This is a genomic window from Paractinoplanes atraurantiacus, from assembly GCF_900215205.1.
Lineage (GTDB): Bacteria > Actinomycetota > Actinomycetes > Mycobacteriales > Micromonosporaceae > Actinoplanes > Actinoplanes atraurantiacus.
This window is the reverse complement of record NZ_OBDY01000012.1, coordinates 24,728-44,364: the sequence shown is the minus strand read 5'-3', so window position 1 is coordinate 44,364 and position 19,637 is coordinate 24,728. Positions and strand designations below refer to the sequence as shown.

Genomic DNA, 19,637 nt, shown 5'->3' with positions numbered 1-19,637 from the left:
CCCGTGCTCATCGTCCGGCACCGCCGCGCCACTCTCGTCGGAGGCGCGGCGGTTCTCGTCATCCTGGCCCTGGCCCACCGCGGCGCCCTCCTGCTCGCCGCGGCGGTCGCCCTGACCTTGCTGGCCTGGTACCTGGCCGAACGCCCCCGCACGCCGTCGATGCCCGGCTTCACGACACCCCGCGGCCCCGCGCTGATCCTGGCCGGCCTGGCCCACTTCGCGCTGATCGCGGCCTGCCTGTCGCTCGGCCTCGGTCTCGCCGGGCCCGACCGGACGGCGTGGGTGGTCCTTCTGATCGCCACACTCACGCCACTGCCGTTTTACGGGTACGGCCTCTGGCACGGCACGGGCGTGACTTTCACCCCCACAGGTGTACGGGCGGACAAGCTGGCCGGCACGCTCTTCTACCCGTGGTCGGCCTTGGCGGAGACCCAGCCCCGCAACGACCTCGACGGCGAGATCACGGTTGCGTTTCTCGAAGAGCCCGAGACAACCGGCCGCCCCGCCAACCACGACACCCTGATCTTCGACAAGACCTCCGCCGCGTTCGTGGCGGCCGCCCTCCGCTTCTACGCGGCCCACCCCGCGGAACGCCCCAAGATCGGCACCCCGGAGGCCTACCGCCGCCTGATCGCCGGCATCGCCGCCGAGCCCGACCGCCCGCTGCCGGCCCCCACCCCACGCCCCGCCACCCGGGACACCGCCATCGGCCTGACCGTCATCGCCGCAGCCACCACCATCGGCCTGTGGACCGCCTGGCACCTGACCGGCCACGGCCTGATCGCCTTGCTCCCACAGGTGATGCTGCTACCCGCCCTGTTCGGGATAGCCTTGATCATCCGAGCCCGGGCCACCCCCTGAAGCTCGCCACCGCGCCCGTAGACCGCGCCCCGATGGAAATCTCCGGACTGATGGTCACCGACGTGGCTGTGGGCGCGTTGTGGGCGCCCGGCTCCTTCGACATGTCGAGGCAGACCCGACCGAGGGCGTGCGGGTCCCGCTGCCACCGGGCCGCTGGACCGTGACGATCTCCCTGATCGACTGGGAGTCGGAACCAGGCCAGGCAGTAAGCGCGTGTCTCGCGGCCGAGCAGGTCCCATGCCTGCCGCAGGTCGAAGTCTGAGTCGCCCCTTGTGCAGCAGCGCCTCGAAGAAGCCGGTCGCCACCGCGTCGCGGTCCGCCGGTGAGGCCTCCCGCAACACGTCCTTCAGCACGCCGAGGAAAGCCGCCCGCTGCTCGACGCTCAGGCCGGGAGGAAGCGCCGCGATCGCGTCGGCGGCATCGCCCAGGCGGACAATAAGGGGCGTTCCGGCCACGCGTCGCCGTGGGGTGCAACGCCGCCGACGGTGCCTATCCCGCGTCGCCGACGTTCGAGCGACCATCGACTACGCCTTGAAGCACGGCTGACAGCCGCATCTTCGCGACGGCACATTCGTGCTGTCCGAGGCCGAACACGCGGAGCGGTTCGCGCTGCCGGGCTTTCTGCCGACCGACCGCCTCCGGACGCCGGACGGCGCCGACCCCACGGTCCGGGGATCCGCACACATGAGGCCCGCGGACGGGAGTGATCGGCGTCACCACCGCGGCTCCACCTCCTGAAGACAGTCGCAAGATGTGGGGATGGCGATGTTGCGGTCGGTCAACGTCGGGCTGCCCAAGGATGTCGAGTGGCGCGGGCGGACCGTCTATACGGGCATCTGGAAGGCGCCCGTCGAAGGGGCCGTGATGGCGCGGCGGCTCAACCTGGACGGGGACGGGCAGGGGGATCTCGGCGGGCACGGCGGTGAGCAGCGCGCTGTGTTCGTGTACCAGCTCGAGTCGTACGTCTATTGGCAGAAGTTCCTCGGTCGTGACGATTTTGAATTTGGGCAGTTCGGCGAGAACTTCACGGTCGACGGGCTGGCCGACGACGAGGTCTGCGTCGGGGACCGCTACCGGATCGGGGCGGCGCTGTTCGAGGTCACGCAGCCTCGGGTGACCTGCTATCGGGTCGGCATCCGGATGGACGACCCGCGGATGCCGGCGCTGCTCGTCCAGCATCGGCGGCCGGGGTTCTACTTCCGGGTGCTCGAAGAGGGCGAGGTGACGGCCGGCGACGAGATCGTCAAGGTCGCTGACGGGCCGGAGGGCCTCACCGTGTCCGAGGTGGATGGTCTGCTCTATCTGCCGGGTCATGACCGGGAGCGGATCGAGCGGGCGCTGCGGATTCCGGCGCTCAGCCCGGGCTGGCAGGGGTCGTTCCGGGCGATGCTCGACCAGCCTGACTCGGCGAGCGGCAACGCCGGGCTGGTCGACGCCGCGCCGCCGCCCGCCTGGGGTGGATTCCGGGCTTTGCGGGTGACCGCGGTCGAGCGGGAGAGCAGCACGATCACGTCGGTGCGGCTGGCCGATCCGGACGGGATCCCTTTGCCGGCCGCACTTGCAGGGCAGTTCTTGACGGTACGCCTGCGGGACGGCCTCGTCCGCAGCTACTCGCTCTCCGGGCGGCCGGGCGACGCCGCGTACCGGATCAGCGTCAAGCGCGAGCCGCACGGGGTGGGCAGCGAATATCTGCACACGCATGTCCGCGCCGGCGACTTGGTGGATGTCGCCGCGCCGCGCGGTTCGTTCGTGCTGGCGCCGGGCACCTCGCCGGTCGTGCTGATCAGCGGCGGTGTCGGCGCGACGCCGGTGCTGGCCATGCTGCACGCCCTCGCCGAGCAGCGCTCCACGCGGAGGATCTGGTGGGTGCAGGCCGCCCGCGACGGCGGCGAGCGCCCGTTCGCGGCCGAGGCCGAGGAGCTTCTCCGGCAACTACCCCAGGCCCGGTCGTACGTCTGTTACAGCCGCCCCCGGCCGCAGGACACGGACTACGACGTCGCCGGGCACCTGTCGGCCGGCCTGCTGCGCACGCTCGACCTTCCGGACGACGCCGACGTCTACCTGTGCGGCCCCACCGCCATGGAGGAGGCCGTCGCCGCCGCCTTCCCGGCCGGCCGGGTCCACACCGAGGTCTTCGGAGCGCGGGCCGCCCTGACCCCCGGCATCAGCGCCCCACCGGCCCGGCCACCGCACCAACCGGACGGAAAAAAGGGCACCGGCCCGTCGGTGTCGTTCGTGCGCAGCGACCTGACCGTCCCCTGGCCCGACGGCGAGACCAGCCTGCTCGACCTGGCCGAGGCCTGCGACGTCCCGGTCCGCTGGTCGTGCCGCGTCGGCGTCTGCCACAACTGCGAGTCGGGCCTGCTCTCCGGCGAGGTCACCTACACCACCGACCCGGTCGACCCACCGGCCGAGGGAAACGTCCTGATCTGCTCCGCCCGCCCGCGCGGCGACGTCGTCCTCGATCTCTAGGGCAGGGGGTCGCCCGGCCGGACCAGGCCGCTCTGGTAGGCCAGGACGACCAGCTGGGCGCGGTCGCGGGCGCCCAGTTTGGCCATCGCGCGGTTGATGTGGGTCTTGGCGGTCAGCGGGGAGACGTAGAGGCGGGTCGCGATGTCCTCGTTGGACAGTCCGTGGGCGACCAGGACGAGGATCTCGCGTTCGCGGTCGGTGAGGACGTCGAGGGCGGCCAGCGCCTGCGCCGGTGGCGGGCGCAGCTGGTCGAGGAAGCGGCCGACCAGGCCCTGGGTGGCGCGCGGGGAGAGCAGGGCCTCGCCACCGGCCACGACGCGGATCGCGTTGACCAGGTCGGCCGGCGCCACGTTCTTGCCGAGGAAGCCGCTGGCGCCGGCCTGCAGGGCGAGCACCACGTTGTCGTCGTTCTCGAACGTGGTGAGCACCAGGACCCGTACACCCGCCAAATGGTCGTCGGCGCAGATGCGCCGCGTCGCCTCGAGCCCGTCCATGTGCGGCATCCGGATGTCCATCAGCACCACGTCGACGCGGGCCGAGCGGGCCAGCGCGACCGCCTCCTCGCCGTCGGAGGCCTCACCCGCGACCTCCAGACCGTCCTCGGCGTCGAGGATCATCTTGAAGCCGGCGCGGATCAGCGCCTGGTCGTCAGCAAGCAGCACGCGGATGGTCACCGGTGTGTCCTTTCAGAGGCAGCACGGCGTGGACGCGGTAGCGCCCGTCGCCGTCCGGCCCGGTGGTCAAAGTCCCGTGGGCGGCCGCGGCCCGTTCCCGCATGCCGATCTGGCCGAAACCGGAGCCCGAGCGGGTGTTCACCCGGTACGGGACGATCGTGTTGGTGACGTCGAGGGTGATCGCCTCCGCTTCGTACGAGATGTCCAGATGGGCTGTCCCGTCGCCGTACCGATGGGCGTTGGTCAGCGCCTCCTGCACGATCCGGTACGCGGCGAGGTCCGTCATCGCGGGCAGCTCCTGTGGCGAGCCGTTCTGAAGAAGGCGTACGCGGAAACCCGCCGCGCCCAGACCGCTCAGCAGGTCCGGCAGCCGGTCCAGGCCGGAGGTCGGCTCCGTGCTGTCGACCTCGTCGGGGTCGCGGAGCACGCCGATCACCGACTGGATCTCGCGGAGCACGGTGTCGGCCGCGTCGCGGATGTGCCCGAGCACCGGCCAGACCTGCTCGGGATGCTTCTGCAGCACGTGACCGGCCGCGCCGGCCTGCACGCTGATCACCGCGATGTGGTGGGCCACCACGTCGTGCAGCTCGCGCGCGATGCGCAACCGCTCGTCCATCACGCGCCGCCGGGCCTCCTCCTCGCGGGTCTGTTCCGCTTGGCGGGCCCTTTCGGTCACTTCGAGGATGTACGCCCGGCGGGAGCGCACGCCCAGCCCGAGGCCGGCGCCGCCGAAGATCCACGAGAAGGCGGCCAGGGACTGGATGTTCCACCAGCTGTGGGTGTCGGCGATCAGCCCGGTCACGAAGATCGCCGCGGACACCGCGCAGGCGTACTCGCGCGGCCGGAACGGCACGGCGTACATGACCACGCCGGCGGCCAGGAGAAGACCGCCCGAGGGTGCCTTGATGGCGATGGTCACCAGAGTGGCCACGGTGACCACCGCGAGGGTCGGCAGCGGCCACCGGCGGCGGGCGAAGACCGCCAGGACGGCGATCGTGGTGAGCACGACGTAGCGCCGCTGGCCCTGCGCCTCCTCGAGCTTGATCGTGGCCCAGCCGAGCATGACGGCGATCAGCAGATCCCACAGCAGGGACTGGCGCCGGCGGGCCCACGCCTCGACCTTGGTCATCATCACCCTCGACGGTAGGCGCAGCTGTCCCGCCCCGGCGTCGTCTCCGCGTAGTAGCCACCGGGCGGCCGGAATACCGCGGCCGCAGTACGGGCCGACCGCGCTCGGACGACGCTATTTCCGCCGCTTCCCGGGACCGTGAAGAGGTCACTTCTTCTACCTCTCGGAGGGCATCTCAGGTGGCGACTCTCCTCTACCGGCTCGGCCGGTTCTCGTTCCGGCGGCGCCGCCGGGTGACCGTCATGTGGCTGTTGCTGTTCGCCCTCCTCGGCGTCGGCGCGGCCACGCTGTCCGGGCCGACGAGCAATGCGTTCTCCATTCCCGGTACGGAGTCGTCCCGCGCCCTGGACGTCATCAAGGAGAAGATGGGCGGCGGCGGGGACACCGCCTCGGCCCAGGTCGTCTTCACCGTCGACGGGGCCACCAAGCTGACCGACACCGACCAGCAGGCGGCCCTGAAGCGGGCGGTGACCGCGCTGCGCGGCGCGCCCGACGTGGCCGCGGTCGCCGAGCCGACGGTCTCGGCCGACAAGCAGACCGCGTACACGACCGTCACCTACAAGGTCAGCGCCGGCGACGTGACCGAGCACGACCGGGAGGCCCTCTACGCGGCCGGGAACTCCGCCGAGTCGGCGGGCGTCGAGGTCGAGTACGGCGGCACCGCCACCCAGGCCGCCGAGGCCGGCGGGGCGACCGAGGCGATCGGCGTGGTGGTGGCCGCGGTGGTCCTGGTCATCACCTTCGGCGCCCTCGTCGCGGCCGGGCTGCCGCTGCTCACCGCCCTGCTCAGCGTCGGCGTGGGCATGCTCGGCATCCAGATCGCCACCGGCTTCTTCGACCTCAGCGGCTCGACCTCGGCCCTGGCCACGATGCTCGGCCTGGCCGTCGGCATCGACTACGCGCTGTTCGTGGTCTCCCGCTACCGGCACGAGCTGGCCGAGGGCCGCGAGAAGGAAGAAGCCGCCGGTCGCGCGCTCGGCACCGCCGGCTCGGCTGTCGTCTTCGCCGGCCTCACCGTGATCATCGCGCTGGCCGCGCTCTCGGTGGTCGGCATCGGTTTCCTCACCAGCATGGGCCTGGCCGCCGCGGGCACCGTCGCGGTCGCCGTGCTGATCAACCTGACGCTGCTGCCGGCCCTGCTCGGCTTCGCCGGCGACAAGATCCTGGCCAAGAAGCGCCGGCGGGTCGTCACCGGCATGGCGCTGGGCGAGCGCTGGGCCCGGCTCGTGGTGCGCCGCCGGGTGCCCGCCCTGCTGATGGCGGCCGGCGTGCTGGCCGTGATCGCCATTCCGGCCACGAGCCTGCGGCTGGCCCTGCCCGACGACAGCACCGCGGCCGTCGACTCGACCCAGCGCAAGGCGTACGACCAGCTCGCCGAGGGCTTCGGGGCCGGCTTCAACGGTCCGCTGATCATCGTGGTCGAGGCGCCCGCCGGTCAGGCCGCCAACGCCGCCCAGCAGGCCACGAAGGTGATCGGCGGTCTGGACGACGTCGTCGCGGTGACCCCGGCGACCGTCAACAAGGCCGGCGACACCGCCCTGCTGACCGTGATCCCGGGCAGCGGGCCGAGCAGCGAGGCCACCCAGGACCTGGTCACGGCCATCCGGAGCCACTCGGTGGCCGGGGCGACGCTGGCGGTCACCGGCACCACGGCCATCAACATCGACGTGTCGGAGAAGCTGGATGAGGCGCTCATCCCGTACCTGGCCGTGGTCGTGGGTCTGGCGATTCTGCTCCTGATGGTGGTCTTCCGCAGTATCGCGGTGCCGATCAAGGCCACGCTGGGCTTCCTGCTCTCGGTGGCGGCCACGTTCGGCGCGGTGGTCGCGGTCTTCCAGTGGGGCTGGCTGTCCGGGCTGCTCGGGCTCGACAGCACCGGGCCGATCATCAGCCTCATGCCGATCTTCCTGATCGGCGTGCTGTTCGGCCTGGCCATGGACTACGAGGTCTTCCTGGTGACCCGGGCCCGCGAGGAGTTCGTGCACGGCGCCGCACCGGACGAGGCGGTCGTCTCCGGCGTGAAGCACGGCGCCCGGGTGGTGACGGCCGCGGCCCTCATCATGATCAGCGTCTTCGCCGGTTTCATCCTGGCCGACGACGCGATCATCAAGTCGCTCGGTTTCGCGCTCGCCTTCGGCGTCGCGGTCGACGCCTTCCTCGTACGGATGACGATCGTGCCCGCCGTGCTGTCCCTGCTCGGCCGGTCGGCCTGGTGGCTGCCGCGCTGGCTCGACCGGGCCCTGCCCAACGTCGACATCGAGGGCGAGAAGTTGGCTGCTCGCGAGGAGACCCCGGAACTGGTGGGCGCCGCTAAGTGAGAGCGACCTTGGCGCCGATGGTGTGGAACGACTCGTGCAGCACCACCGACGCCAAGGTCCCGCCCTTGGGCAGGTCGAAGACGAGGGTCCCCTTCGCCTCCGAGCTCGGGGCGATCGGGTTGACGAAGTTCCGGTCGGGGTTGGCGATGACCTCGGCCTGCATGTCGGTGGAGTATTCGGCGCCGTCGGCGTCGTAGCCCTTCTGGGCCGTGGTGTCGAAACCGACCGGCTTGGAGGAGCCGTTGCGGGCGACGATGTCGACCAGGCAGTAGGAGCCCTTGGGCTCGAGGTCGACCGAGCCGTCGCCGACCGAGCCGACCCGGCAGCGCACGGCCGTCACCCGGAAGATGAACCGGCCGTCGACCACAGCGATGTTGAGCTGGCCGCCCTCGGTGGTGAGGACCTCGCCGTCGTCGCGCTCACGCCACTTGGCGTAGGCCAAGAGCGCGGCGGCCGCGACGACGGCGAGGACGACGAAACCACCGAGGATCCGCGGCCATCGCGACTTTGCGGGTGCTTGCGCGGGAGCGATCACGCAACACATCCAAACGATGACCGTCACGGTCCGCAGTGGCCCGTTCAGCCATACTTCAGCTCGTCTCGCCCGCCATGCTGAAGGAGCCCAGGCGGTTGATCGCGTAGAGCGTGCCGCCGATCAGGAAGATCGCGCTCATCACGACGGCCACCGGCAGCGACACCTTGCCGTCGAGCACGCCGCTCGGCGCGATCTTGTCGGCGATGCCGATGACGTACTGCTCGATCGAGAGCACCCGGGTGCCGCTGATGAAACGGCCCAGAAGACCTTCCCAGACCAGGATGTACGCCAGACCGACCAGCACCGGGCGCCGGGTCAGCAGGCTCAGCAGCAGGAACAGCGCCGAGTAGGCGAGCGCACCGGCCACCGCGCCGATCACCAGAGCGAATCCGAAGTTCACCGACTCGGCCAGCGCGCCCACCACGAACAGCGGGATCGCGGCGGTCAGCGCGGTCACCCCGGACGCCACCAGCAGCTTGGCCAGGATGATGTCGCGGCGCGGCAGCGGCTTGGTCAGGATGTGGATGATGGTGCCGTCGTCGACCTCGGAGCCGAGAACGCCCGTACCGACGATCAATGCCGTCACCGGAAGCACGACGGCCAGGCCGAGACCGACCACGACCGGCTGACCCCAGTCCGACGGGCTGACGTCGTACGCCTTGCAGATCAGCGCGAGACCGACCAGCAGCAGCGGAAGCGGCAGCAGGAGCAGCGCCCGGCGGCGGCCGAACAGGCCGCGGGCGGTGATGTAGGCGACCGTGGACATCATGCCTCCAGCAGGTAGGAGAAGACGCTCTCCAGCGACTCGTCGGACGGCAGCAACTTGCGCAGCCGGATGCCCTCGCCGAGGGCGATGCGCGGCAGCGCGCGGGTGAAGCTGCCGTAGTCGGAGGCGCGCACGGTCAGCCCGCTCGCCTCGATCTCCACGCCGCTGACCGATTTCTCGCCGATCAGCGCGACCGCCAGCTTGCGGTCGTCGGAGCTCTGCACGGCGAACACGTGCGGGCGGTTCGTCATCAGCCGGCGGATCCGCCGGTAGTCGCCGGACGCGGCCAGCCGGCCCGCGACGATCACCTGGACCAGGCCGGAGAGCTGCTCGACCTCTTCCAAAATGTGCGAGCTGAACAGGATCGTGTGGCCCCGGTCGCCGAGCGAGTGCAGCAGCTCCATCATGTGCATGCGCTGGCGCGGGTCCATGCCGTTGAACGGCTCGTCCAGCAGCAGCACCTGCGGCTCGTGGACGAGAGCGGCGGCGACCCGGGTGCGCTGGCGCATGCCTTTGGAGAAGGTGTCGATCCGGCGGTCCTGGGCGCCGGTCATCTCGACCAGCTCCAGCGCGCGCTTGGCGGCGCCGGCCGGGTCGCTCAGCTTCTGCATCTTGGCGCAGGCCACCACGAACTCGCGGGCGGTGAGGAAGCCGTGCACGGCCTCCCGCTCGGCGACCAGGCCGAGCGTGCCGTAGATGGACGGGTTACGCCAGGTCGGCGCCCCGTCGATGGAGACGGCGCCCTTCGAGGGGGCCAGGAAGCCGGCCATCATGTGCAGCACCGTGGTCTTGCCGGCGCCGTTCGGCCCGAGCAGGCCGGTCACGCCCGGCTGCAGGGTCATGCTGATGTCGTTGACCGCGACCACGTTGCCGTACCAGCGGGAGACGTTCTGAAGCTCGACGACGCTCACAGCGCAGCAACCTTCCGGTAGCGGGCCAGCAACAGCAGCAGGGCGGCGGCGACCAGGCAGAACGCCTCGATGCCGTAGATCGGGCCGAAGCGGCCCACGTCCAGCCCGAGATCGACGCCGTCGCGCAGCCAGATCTGCACGCCGCTGATCAGCGACATGGGGCTGGCCAGACCGGCCAGGTCCTGCGCGGTCTCCGAGGGCAGGATGGTCAGCACGGCGACCACCGGGGCGGTCATCAGGAAGAAGGCGACGATGCCGCCGGCCGCGAACGCCCGCTTGCCGGTCAGCGAGGCGACCAGCAGGCTGATCGAGGCGAAGAGCACGGCCCAGAGCAGGCTGTACGCCCAGCCGGGCAGCAGCGCGCCGTAGAACTCCTCCCACACCTTGCTGATCCCACCGTCGAGGGTGAACGCGGCGGTCAGGAACATGATGAACTGCGGCACGCCCAGCAGCAGGAACACCGCGGTGATGAGCGAGGCGACCTTGGCCCCCACATAATCGGAGGCCCGCAGCGGCCGGCTGAAATAGAGCGGCAGGACACCGGCGCGCATGTCCCGCGACATCAGCTCCGGCGCCACGATCGCCACGAAGAAGATGATCAGCCAGCTCATCGTGTCGTCGAACTCGAAGTAGTCGAACAGGATCACGTCGAACTGCGCCCGCGCGGCCGCGTTGATGACCGCGACCAGCAGCACGATGCCGACCACCAGCCACGGGAAGATCTTGGCCTTGATCGAGCGGCCGAGCCCGAACGAAGCCCGCAGCCCGTGCTGGTAGAGCGCGCCGAACACCGCGGCGCGGCCCAGACGGGGGCCCTCGTACCGCTGATATCCGATGTCGTGAATGACGCCGGCGTCAGACATCGGCGGTCTCCTTCGTGGTGAAGAGCTCGGCCACCCGGTGGCGTCGCTGGTCCAGGCGGTGCAGCGGCAGGTCGAGCTCGGCGACGGCCCGCAGGATCTCGTCGTACGAGCTCTCCGACTCGAGCGGCACGAGCAGCTGCCGCCCCTCACGGGTGACGGTGAGCTGCAACCGCGTCAGGGCGTCGAACAGCTCGTCCGTACCCTCGGAGACCTCGACCGCGAGCACATCGGAGGCGGCCGTCATCGCCGAGATGCGGTCGGCCCGCAGCAGCCGGCCGGCCTCGATCGCGATGAGCGAGTCACAGATGCGCTCCACCTCGCCGAGCAGGTGGGAGCAGACGACGACCGAGATGCCGAACTCGGTGCCGATCCGGTGCACCAGGGCGAGCATGGCGTCCCGGCCGGCCGGGTCGAGGCCGTTTGTCGGCTCGTCGAGCAGGAGAAGGTCGGGATCGTGCACGAGCGCCTGGGCCAGCTTGACCCGCTGCTTCATGCCGGTCGAGTAGCCGCCGATCTGCCGGTAGCGCTCCTCGTAGAGCCCGACGTGCCGCAGCGTCTCGGAGGCACGCTCCCGCGCGGCCGTCTTCGGCAGCCCGCTGAGCCGGCCCAGGTGGGTGACGAACTCGGCCGCGGACACGTCCGGCGGCAGGCAGTCGTTCTCCGGCATGTAGCCGACCCGCGCCCGCACCTGATCGGTCTGCACGACCGGATCGAGGTCGAACACCCGCACGCTGCCGCTCGTGGGCGCGATGAGCCCCAGCATGATCTTGATGAACGTGCTCTTCCCGGCGCCGTTGGCGCCGACCAGCCCGATCACGCCCGCCTCGACGTCGACGGTGAGATCGCCGAGGGCGGTCACCCCGCCCCCGTACGTCTTCGTCAATGACTGTGTCGCGATGATGGTCACGGGCTCAGCCTAGGAAGCCTGCGCACCCACGCGGATCCGGTGGAACCCTGAGAGCACCTACAGGGTCTCTCAGCTCACTCTCAGGTTGAGGTACGGTGCGCCGGTGCCGTCCACGTATCCACCGCTGAACCTGGCCGTACACACCCCGCGGCTGACCCTCGCCGCCGCCACCGACGACCTGCTGGAACAACTGGTCCCGGTGGTCCGGGCGGGCGTGGTCACCGAGGGCGCCCCCTTGCCGTTCGACGATCCGATGTCGCTGTACGACGAAAGTCCCGCCCGCGAGTGGAACTGGCTCCGCCGGATCTGGTCGGGCCGCTCCAAGGTCAGCGAGGACTTCTGGCGCCTGTACTTCGTCATCGTCGCCGACGGCGAGCCCTTGGGCATGCAGGACATGGTCGGCCGCGACTTCGCCGCCCTGGGCACGGTGACGACGTTCTCGTGGCTGGCCCCCGCCGCCCGCGGCCGCGGCCTGGGCAAGGAGTCCCGGGCGGCGATCCTGCACTTGGCCTTCGAGGGTTTCGGCGCCCGAGAGGCCGCAAGCGACGCCTTCACCGACAACCACGCCTCCAACCGGGTCTCCGAGTCCCTCGGCTACACCCGAAACGGCTCCGACTGGGCCACCCGCAAAGGCGCCCCCGCCGAACTCCAGCGCTGGCGCCTGCCCCGAGCCGACTGGCTCCCCCACCGCCGCCCCGACATAACCCTCACCGGCGTCGAGGAGTGCAAGCCCGTCCTCGGCCTATGAAAAGCGACTACTGCAACCTAGAAGCGCCGGTCTTACCCATGATCTGAAGTGCCTCGGCGACGTCCGGATCACGCCGCGTGCCTCTGCCGAGCCGGCGAGGACGACATGATGCTGGTTGCTGTCACCATCTTGAAATCGGCCGACCAGAGCCGCCGGGCGGAAGCTGCCGTTGTTGGCCTGGCCAATACCGTTCACGACCGCCAGGACGCGCTCAGCAGCTTGGCCTTCCAACTCACGGCAGGAAGCGTAGTTCAGGTCTTGGAATCGCGGCGTTCTTGGAGAGCCAGAATGAGGGGGCCGGGCCGTCGCTCGTGAACGTCGAGGCGGACCACGAGTCCGTCAGCTACGTCTGTTTCAAGGGGCCGGCGTCGAAACTCCTGCAGGTGAAGCCGCCGCGCTACACGTCGACGAACGAGCCGTGCAACGACTGGTGGGACTGGCTGCGAGCCCAGCCGGAGATCTACTTCCCGGATCTCGCCCAGCAGATCGTGCTGACCGCCAACACCGGCGAGCAGGCGGTGGCGACCGGTATGACCGTGGACACGACGGCCGAGCGTGAGCCCGCCGGCGACGGCGTGTGGATCAAGTGTGGTTTCGGTGGGGGATCCAACCCGGCGTTCCACATCGAGTACAACACCTTGACCCGGGATCAGCCCGCTGGTCGGTGAGGGCGGGGAAGGCACCTGAGGTCAGGGAGTCGCCGGGTCGGCCGTGCACTGGGCGTCTGAGCTGTTCCAGTGGACCAGTGGGGCGGCCGGCACGGCGGTGACCAGGATCTGGTCGACGGCCTGGTTGTCGCGGAACTCGTCGGCCAGGCGGTCGCACAGGCGCAGGCGCTCGTCGACCGAGGATCGGACACCTACCTGGATCACGCCGTTGTTGAAGGCGTGGGAGACCAGTGTGGCTTCGCCGGTGAGGATTTCCGCGACGCGGTCGTCGGGGTTCGTGTCGTCCGGGACCAGTTCGATGGTGCCGGTGCCCTGTGAGCTGGGCGCCGGCGAAGGACTGTCATCGGCCGTGCAGGCGGCCAGGCCGAGGATCAGGCAGACAGGGAGCAGCGCCGACCGGATCATGCGCCGAGTATCGCAAGGTTGCTACTGGCCCGGCTGGCGAACGGATAGCTGGCCGGCGCCGGCGCGGAGCATGTGTTTGGCGAGGTAGATGGGGCGGCCGTCGAGCTTCGCCGTCTGGGTGACGATCAGGACGGGCTCGCCGGGGTCGGCGTCGAGCGGCGCCGCCCGGGACTCGCCGAGCAGGCCGGCCGTGAAACGGACGACGCCCGAGCCGAGGCGGTCGAGCAGGGCGGACAGGGCCGTTTCGCCGGCCGAGAGCGAGGCCACCGGGGCGTCGGCCGGGAGGTGTTCCTGGCTCAGGGCGATCGGCTGGCCGTCTCGCAGTACGACCGTCTCGAAGAACCACGCCGCCGAGTCGGCGGGGATGGCCAGCTCCTCGGCTATGTAGGTCGACGTGGTCTCCTGGAGTTCGCCCTGCGTGCGGCGCAGCTCCAGCACGCTGCCGGGCATGCTCAGCAGGTCTTCCAGCGGGCGCAGGCGTTCCAGCCCGGCCTCGGGGACGGCGTCGGCGACGAAGCGGCCGATGCCGCGGCGGGAGACGATGAAGCCGTCCTCGTCGAGCAGCATCAGGGCCTCGCGGACGACCGTGCGGCTCACGCCGAGGAGGCGGCCGATCTCGGTCTCGGTCGGGATCATCGAGCCGGGGGTCAGCGCGCCGGTGCGGATGCCGTCGAGGATGCGGCTGTGCACCTGGACGCGCAGCGGGACGCCGGCGTCGCGGGCCAGCGGCGCCGCCAGGAACGAGAGACGGTCGGTCATAGTCATCGCATCGTAGGCAACCGGGTGTTCAGCGCGCCCAGCGCCGCGATCGCCGACGCGCCGAGGACGGCCACGGTGGTGCCGGCGAGTCCCCAATGGTCGGTCGACAGGCCGGCCAGATAGGTTCCGGCGCCGATGCCCACGCTGAAGGCACTGACGATCCACGCGTTCGCTTCCGTCGCCACCGCGGCCGGGGCGCTCGCTTCTGTGGCCCGGAAGACCAGGGTGAGGTACGGGGCCAGGCAGATCCCACTGACAAAAGCGGCGGTCAGCCAGTACGCCGGCGGCGTCTGCACGAACGCGGTGGGCGCGTAGAAGAGCGCGACCAGCAGCAGCCCGGGCCGGACGAGACGCTCCGGGGCGGCCCGGAAGGGGCGGCGGCTGATGTGGACCGCGCCGGCGAACGCGCCGATGCCGTTCACGGCCAGGCCCCAGCCGGACAGGGCCGCGTTGCCGGCGCTGGTGGCGTGGGCGGTGGCCGTGATGGCGAGCACGCCGACCGGTACGCCGGCCGCGACCTGGGCCAGGACCAGGGTGCGGATGGCCGCGTAGCGCAGCGGCGATCCGCGCCGGCCGGTGTGCTCGGCCGGGGCCGTGCGCTCGAGGATGCCGTGCGCGCAGAACAGCGCGGTGCCGGCCAGTCCGATGACGCCCATGACGGCGACCGCGCCCGGCGCGCCCAGCACGGCGATGCTGATCGCGCTGAACAGCGGACCCAGGACGAAGATCAGTTCCTGTACGGCCGCGTCGGCGCTGAACGCCTTGGTGAGCTGGTCGCCGGGCCGCATGAACCGGGGCCACAGGCTGCGCAGGACCGGTTCGAGGGGCGGGGCCGCGATGCCGGCGATCAGGGTGAGGAGGACGGCCGCGGCCGGATGGCCCGGTGCGGTCACCGCGATGCCGAGGAAGGCCAGCCCGGACGCGGCGGCCGCGGCCACCAGGGTCTGCCGCGCCCGCCCGGTGCGGTCGATCGTGCGGCTGATCAGCGGTGCTCCGACCGTACCGGCAAGAATGTAGATCGAGGTCAGGGCGCCGGCGAAGGCGTACGAGCCACCGGCGTCGAGCACGACGCGCAGCAGCGCCAGCGAGGACATGGCCTGCGGCAGCCGCCCGATCAGCGACGACGTCAGAAGCGTCGAGGAAAGCCTGATCTGTGCCGGGCTCATGGCCTCGCGCTCGATCACCGTCATGCCGTACCTGCCAAGATCATTAGTTGTTATACAAGCTAATGTTACACGCAGGTCAGACAGAAGGGCTCCGAGCGCGATCGCTCGGAGCCCTTGGAAGGTCAGTTGCGGATGCGGTTGCGCATGTAGGTGCCCGACTCGGTCAGGACGCCGGTGCCGGCGTAGGTCGGCCCGCCGCAGGTGCCCGGCCTGAAGGCGGCGCTGCTCTCGTCGGCGTCCGAGTACGTCCAGTTGGCGTAGCTGATCTGGAGTTGGTCGAGCAGGTCGAGCCAGGTGGTCGTGCTGGCCAGGTCGACCGCGCCGCCGCCGGTGTAGGTGACGGTGCCGAACTCGGTGACGAACAGTGGCAGCGAGGCGGCCGCCCGCTGCACCTCGGCCCGGTAGTTGTCCTTGTGCGAGGCCGCGTAGAAGTGGAACGCGTACATGATGTTGGAGGCGTTGACCGGGTTCGCGATGATCTGGCTCGAGTTCGAGCCCTCCGAGACGCCGAGCGAGGACCAGCCGGGGGTGCCCACGATGATCACGGCGTCCGGGTCGTTGGCCCGGATGACCGGGATGACCTGCTCGGCGTACGACTTGATGCCGGCCCAGCTGACGCCGTTGGGCTCATTGGTGATCTCGTAGATGACGTTCGGCTTCGCCGCGTTGCGGGCCGACACGTTGGCGAAGAACGTCTTGGCGTTGGCCAGGTTGTAGTTGGGGTCGCCCGGCGTCAGCGTGTGGAAGTCGATGATCGCGTAGAGGCCGCGCTCGGACGCCTCGTCGACCAGGCTGTTGACCCGCGAGGTGAAGCCGGACGGGTTGGTCTCGTAGCCCTGCTCCTGCACGTACATCGAGACCCGCAGCAGGTCGGCCCGCCAGTCGGTGGCCAGCGCGTCGAGCGAGGCGTCGTTGTAGCAGTCGGCGAACCACTGGAGGCCGTGCGTGCTCATGCCCTGGAGCTGGATCGCCTGCCCGGACGAGTTGCACAGGTGCACGCCGCAGACGCGGAGCTGCCCGTTGATCGCCACCGGGGTGGTGCCCGTCGGGGGAGGTGTGGTGACCGGGGGAGTGGTCGGCGGGGGCGTCGAGCCGTCGCACGAGACGCCGTTGATCCGGCAGGCGGTGGGCCGCCCGCTGCCGTTGGCGATGAAGCCGAAGCTGGTCGACGCGCCCGGCGCCAGGGTCCCGTTCCAGCTCGCGGGCGTGAACACGGTGCCGGACTGGGTGGCGTTCCACGACTGGGCGACGGTCGTGCCGGCGGGGAAGGTCAGCTCGACCCGCCAGGTGGTGATCGTCGACGACGTGGTGTTGGTGACCGCGACCTGTCCCTGGTAGCCGTTGCTCCAAGAGCTGACCACGGTGAAGGCGGCGGTCTCGGCGCTGGCCGGTTGGGCCACCGCGAGGGCGGTCGCGGCGGCGGCGAGAACCGCCGCGGAGGTGAGGAGGAGTTTGCGCATGGGGATTCGCTTCCAGTGAGGGGATTTGGGAGCGCTCCCACAATGGCACGGAAAGTTACCCATGTAAATATGGCCGGGCACCCCGCGAGGAGTGCCCGGCCATCGGTCGAACGACGATCAGCCGGTGTTGCGCATGCCCGCCGCGATGCCGTTGACCGAGGTCAGCAGCGCCCGCTCCAGCGCCGTTGAGTCGGACGGCGCCCGCCGCGCCCCCGGGCCCACCTGCAGCTGGCGGTCCGCCTCGTTCAGGTCGCGGTACTGCCGCAACAGCGCCACCTGGAGGTGGTGCAGCGGCTCCAGGTACGTGTCGCGGACGCCCAGCGTGCGCTTGAGCTCGGGCTGGCTCTCCAGCAGCTCCGACGTGCCGGTGATGGCGAGCACCTCGCGCACCGTCAGCTCGTACTCGGCCTGGATCTTCTCGAAGATCGGGTGCAGGTGCTCCGGCACCAGCGTCTCGACGTACCGCTTGGCGATCGACAGGTCGGTCTTGAACAGCATCATCTCGACGTTCGACAGGAACGTCTTGAAGAACTGCCAGTCGCCGTACATCTCGGCCAGAACCTCGGTCTTGCCCGCCTCGCGGGCCGCCTTGAGGCCCGAGCCGACACCGAACCAGCCCGGCACGATCTGCCTGGTCTGCGTCCAGCCGAACACCCACGGGATGGCCCGCAGGCCGCCCAGACCGGCGTCCGCGTTCGGCCGCTTCGACGGACGGGAGCCGATGTTCAGCGCGCCCAGCAACTCCGTCGGCGTGGCCGCCCAGAAGTAGGCCGGAAGGTCGGGGTTCTCGACCAGGCTGCGGTACGTGCCGAAGGCCGCGTCCGAGGCGCAGTCCATGGTCGCGTCCCACCGGGCCAGCCGGTCCTGATCGACCGACGGCTCGGTGTGCAACAGCGTCGCCTGCAGCACCGCGGCCACCGTCAGCTCGAGGTTCTCGCGGGCCAGAGCCGGGATCGTGTACTTGTCCGAGATGACCTCGCCCTGCTCGGTCACCTTGATCGCGCCGTCGAGCGTGCCGTACGGCTGGGCCAGGATCGCCTCGTGGGTGGGGCCGCCACCACGGCCGACCGTGCCGCCCCGGCCGTGGAAGAGCCGCAGCCGCACCCCGTGCCGGGCCGCCACGTCACGCAGCTTGCGCTGCGCCTTGTGGATGCCCCACTGGCTGGTGGTGATGCCGCCTTCCTTGTTCGAGTCGGAGTAGCCGAGCATGACCTCCTGCACGTCACCCCGCGCCCGCACGATCTCGCGGTAGGCCGGCAGCGACAGCATCTCGTCGAGCAGGTCGCCGCCCGCGTCGAGCTCGGCCGGCGTCTCCAGCAGCGGCACGATGTTGACCCGCGCCCGTCCGGTGTGGATGTCGACCAGGCCGGCCTCCCGGGCCAGCACGGCCGCCGCCAGCACGTCGTCGACACCCAGGGTCATCGAGATGATGTACGTCTCGATGACGTCGGCGCCGAAGCGGTCCTGCACGTCGCGGATCGTGTTGAACACGTCGAACGTCTTGCGGGCCGAGTCCGTGAGCGGCGTGTCGGCGCTGGCCAGCGGCCGCCGCCCGGTGAGCTCGGTGGCCAGCAGCTTGGTCCGGTCCGCCCGGTCGAGCGCGGCGTAGTCGTCGACCTCGCCGACCTGCGCGTACATCTGCTGGAGCACCTCGTGGTGCTTCTCCGCGTGCTCGCGCACGTCGAGCGTGGCCAGCTGCAGGCCGAAGGCCGACACCGTGCGGATGGTCGTGGCGACCACGCCGACCGCGGTCAGCTGGCCCGAGTTGCGGGCCAGCGAGGCCCGCATCAGCTCGAGGTCGCTGATCAGCTCGTCGCTGCCCAGGTAGTCACGGCCCGGCACGTGGGCGGTGCCGTTGCGCAGCCGCTCGCGGGTGTTGGCCAGCTTCGCCTTGATCGCCCGGACCTTGAGCCGGTACGGCTCCTCGGCGTTCGTGCGGCGGAAGCGCGGCGCCACCTCGGGCAGGTTGTCCAGGTCCTTGGCCAGCGACGCCGACAGGTCGAGGGAGACCCCGCGCAGCCGGCGCGACACCGACAGCACGTCGATCAGCTGGTCCATGGCGGCCTCGGTGGCCTGGATGCCGTGCTCGTGCTGGATCAGCAGCACGTCGCGGGTGACCGCGGGCGTCACGAACGGGTTGCCGTCGCGGTCGCCGCCGATCCACGAGCCGAAGGTGAGCGGCCGGGCCGTCGGCGCGGTCTCGACGCCGAGCTGGCGCAGCGTCTCGGCCAGGTCGGAGAGCACCTGAGGGGCGGCCTCGGCGTAGAGGTCGCGCAGGTAGTAGACGGCGTTGCGGGCCTCGTCGGTCGGCTCGGGCCGGTCCAGGCGCAGCTCGTCGGTCTGCCACAGCAGGTCGATGAGCTCGGCGAACTTGCGCGTCGAGGCGGTGGTGTCGGCCTGGCCGTAGAGGATCGCGGCCGACGCCTCGGCGTCCAGGGTGTCGGCCAGCTGGCGCAGCTTCGACAGGATCGAGCGCCGGGACGCCTCGGTCGGGTGCGCGGTGAAGACCGGCCGCACCGCGAGCCGGCGGGCGGCCGCGGCGATCTCGTCGGACGGCACGCCCTTCTCGGCGATCAGCTTGGCCGCCTGGTCGAGCCAGCCGCCGTCGCGGGCGCGGCGCCGGCGCAGGTCGCGGGCCCGGTGCACCTGCTCGGTGATGTTGGCCAGGTGGAAGTACGTCGAGAAGGCGCGAGCCAGCTTGGTGCCGGTGGTGATGTCCATCGCGGCGAGGCGGTCGGCCGCGGCCTGCGCGTCCTGGCGGACCAGGGCGCGTACCTCCTCGACCAGATCGAGAAGGGGACGGCCCTCCTGGCGAGCCAGAGTCTGGCCAAGAAGCGTGCCGATCCGGCGGATGTCCGCGCGCAAAGCGGCGTCGGGCCCGTCGGGATCGAGGTAGCCGTGCTGGTCTGTCATCGGGGGGCGCTCCTTCGCCTCAAGGTGCTCCAGGACAGCGCTGTCCCGACTTCGCCGATCGTATCGGCGCCGCCCCATCCCC

At 70.7% G+C, this 19,637-nt stretch carries 17 protein-coding genes; 5 read left to right on the top strand and 12 right to left on the bottom strand.

Annotation, left to right across the window (positions count from 1 at the left end; genetic code table 11):
- Window positions 1-3 precede the first annotated feature (3 nt).
- Together CRP55_RS25480 and CRP55_RS25475 are read left to right on the top strand one after the other, a co-directional pair.
- Window positions 4-861, top strand: coding sequence for a hypothetical protein (locus CRP55_RS25480; protein WP_097322664.1), 858 nt, complete (start codon window positions 4-6; stop codon window positions 859-861).
- 759 nt (window positions 862-1,620) lie between these two features.
- Complete coding sequence (locus tag CRP55_RS25475) at window positions 1,621-3,333, top strand: MOSC and FAD-binding oxidoreductase domain-containing protein (RefSeq protein WP_097322663.1); 1,713 nt, start codon at window positions 1,621-1,623, stop codon at window positions 3,331-3,333.
- Here the strand turns inward: CRP55_RS25475 and CRP55_RS25470 are convergent.
- Together CRP55_RS25470 and CRP55_RS25465 are read right to left on the bottom strand one after the other, a co-directional pair.
- Entirely contained in the window at window positions 3,330-4,007 is a 678-nt protein-coding gene (locus CRP55_RS25470; RefSeq protein WP_097322662.1) for a response regulator, read from the bottom strand. The two genes, CRP55_RS25475 and CRP55_RS25470, sit on opposite strands and share 4 nt — an antisense overlap.
- The gene (locus tag CRP55_RS25465) at window positions 3,982-5,139 is read right to left on the bottom strand and encodes a sensor histidine kinase (RefSeq protein ID WP_097322661.1); all 1,158 of its coding nucleotides are present in this window, start codon (window positions 5,137-5,139) and stop codon (window positions 3,982-3,984) included. Before CRP55_RS25465 ends, CRP55_RS25470 begins: the two co-directional genes overlap by 26 nt.
- Before the next feature lie 176 nt (window positions 5,140-5,315).
- Here CRP55_RS25465 and CRP55_RS25460 point away from each other — a divergent pair, with 176 nt between their 5' ends.
- On the top strand, window positions 5,316-7,454 hold the full coding sequence (locus CRP55_RS25460) for an MMPL family transporter (protein WP_097322660.1): 2,139 nt from the start codon (window positions 5,316-5,318) through the stop codon (window positions 7,452-7,454).
- Here the strand turns inward: CRP55_RS25460 and CRP55_RS25455 are convergent.
- From CRP55_RS25455 to CRP55_RS25435, 5 genes are read right to left on the bottom strand one after another with little or no spacing between them, the layout of a single operon-like run.
- Entirely contained in the window at window positions 7,447-7,989 is a 543-nt protein-coding gene (locus CRP55_RS25455; protein WP_179855334.1) for a DUF4352 domain-containing protein, read from the bottom strand. The genes CRP55_RS25460 and CRP55_RS25455 overlap by 8 nt on opposite strands.
- 55 nt (window positions 7,990-8,044) lie before the next feature.
- Complete coding sequence (locus tag CRP55_RS25450) at window positions 8,045-8,755, bottom strand: ABC transporter permease subunit (protein ID WP_097322658.1); 711 nt, start codon at window positions 8,753-8,755, stop codon at window positions 8,045-8,047.
- Window positions 8,755-9,666, bottom strand: coding sequence for an ABC transporter ATP-binding protein (locus tag CRP55_RS25445; RefSeq protein ID WP_097322657.1), 912 nt, complete (start codon window positions 9,664-9,666; stop codon window positions 8,755-8,757). The genes CRP55_RS25450 and CRP55_RS25445 overlap by 1 nt, the downstream gene beginning before the upstream one ends.
- Entirely contained in the window at window positions 9,663-10,529 is an 867-nt protein-coding gene (locus CRP55_RS25440; protein WP_097322656.1) for an ABC transporter permease, read from the bottom strand. The genes CRP55_RS25445 and CRP55_RS25440 overlap by 4 nt, the downstream gene beginning before the upstream one ends.
- The gene (locus CRP55_RS25435) at window positions 10,522-11,436 is read right to left on the bottom strand and encodes an ABC transporter ATP-binding protein (protein ID WP_097322655.1); all 915 of its coding nucleotides are present in this window, start codon (window positions 11,434-11,436) and stop codon (window positions 10,522-10,524) included. The genes CRP55_RS25440 and CRP55_RS25435 overlap by 8 nt, the downstream gene beginning before the upstream one ends.
- A gap of 103 nt (window positions 11,437-11,539) precedes the next feature.
- Between CRP55_RS25435 and CRP55_RS25430 the strand changes: the two genes are divergently transcribed.
- Both CRP55_RS25430 and CRP55_RS25425 read left to right on the top strand, forming a co-directional pair.
- Window positions 11,540-12,184 (top strand): GNAT family N-acetyltransferase, encoded by a 645-nt coding sequence (locus tag CRP55_RS25430; RefSeq protein ID WP_097322654.1) that lies wholly within the window; start codon window positions 11,540-11,542, stop codon window positions 12,182-12,184.
- Between the two features lie 275 nt (window positions 12,185-12,459).
- Entirely contained in the window at window positions 12,460-12,852 is a 393-nt protein-coding gene (locus CRP55_RS25425) for a hypothetical protein (RefSeq protein WP_143234878.1), read from the top strand.
- 21 nt (window positions 12,853-12,873) lie between these two features.
- Here the strand turns inward: CRP55_RS25425 and CRP55_RS25420 are convergent, their stop codons facing one another.
- The 5 genes from CRP55_RS25420 to ppc form a co-directional block, all read right to left on the bottom strand.
- Window positions 12,874-13,257 (bottom strand): hypothetical protein, encoded by a 384-nt coding sequence (locus tag CRP55_RS25420; protein WP_097322652.1) that lies wholly within the window; start codon window positions 13,255-13,257, stop codon window positions 12,874-12,876.
- Window positions 13,258-13,278: 21 nt separating this feature from the next.
- Window positions 13,279-14,016, bottom strand: coding sequence for a GntR family transcriptional regulator (locus CRP55_RS25415; protein ID WP_179855333.1), 738 nt, complete (start codon window positions 14,014-14,016; stop codon window positions 13,279-13,281).
- A gap of 2 nt (window positions 14,017-14,018) precedes the next feature.
- A complete protein-coding gene (locus CRP55_RS25410) occupies window positions 14,019-15,206 on the bottom strand; it encodes an MFS transporter (RefSeq protein ID WP_097322650.1) in 1,188 nt (395 codons plus the stop codon).
- 98 nt (window positions 15,207-15,304) lie between these two features.
- A complete protein-coding gene (locus tag CRP55_RS25405) occupies window positions 15,305-16,642 on the bottom strand; it encodes a cellulase family glycosylhydrolase (RefSeq protein ID WP_097322649.1) in 1,338 nt (445 codons plus the stop codon).
- 117 nt (window positions 16,643-16,759) lie between these two features.
- Window positions 16,760-19,555: a phosphoenolpyruvate carboxylase gene (gene ppc / locus CRP55_RS25400; RefSeq protein ID WP_097322648.1), complete on the bottom strand. Its 2,796-nt coding sequence runs from the start codon at window positions 19,553-19,555 to the stop codon at window positions 16,760-16,762.
- Window positions 19,556-19,637: the final 82 nt, after the last annotated feature.

Excerpts from the sequence above, each read along its gene's own strand:
- CRP55_RS25475 (WP_097322663.1), top strand. The coding sequence starts at position 1,621 with ATGGCGATGTTGCGGTCGGTCAACGTCGGGCTGCCCAAGGATGTCGAG.
- CRP55_RS25465 (WP_097322661.1), bottom strand. The coding sequence starts at position 5,139 with ATGATGACCAAGGTCGAGGCGTGGGCCCGCCGGCGCCAGTCCCTGCTG.
- CRP55_RS25450 (WP_097322658.1), bottom strand. The coding sequence starts at position 8,755 with ATGTCCACGGTCGCCTACATCACCGCCCGCGGCCTGTTCGGCCGCCGC.
- CRP55_RS25440 (WP_097322656.1), bottom strand. The coding sequence starts at position 10,529 with ATGTCTGACGCCGGCGTCATTCACGACATCGGATATCAGCGGTACGAG.
- CRP55_RS25420 (WP_097322652.1), bottom strand. The coding sequence starts at position 13,257 with ATGATCCGGTCGGCGCTGCTCCCTGTCTGCCTGATCCTCGGCCTGGCC.
- CRP55_RS25415 (WP_179855333.1), bottom strand. The coding sequence starts at position 14,016 with ATGACCGACCGTCTCTCGTTCCTGGCGGCGCCGCTGGCCCGCGACGCC.
- CRP55_RS25410 (WP_097322650.1), bottom strand. The coding sequence starts at position 15,206 with ATGACGGTGATCGAGCGCGAGGCCATGAGCCCGGCACAGATCAGGCTT.
- CRP55_RS25405 (WP_097322649.1), bottom strand. The coding sequence starts at position 16,642 with ATGCGCAAACTCCTCCTCACCTCCGCGGCGGTTCTCGCCGCCGCCGCG.
- ppc (WP_097322648.1), bottom strand. The coding sequence starts at position 19,555 with ATGACAGACCAGCACGGCTACCTCGATCCCGACGGGCCCGACGCCGCT.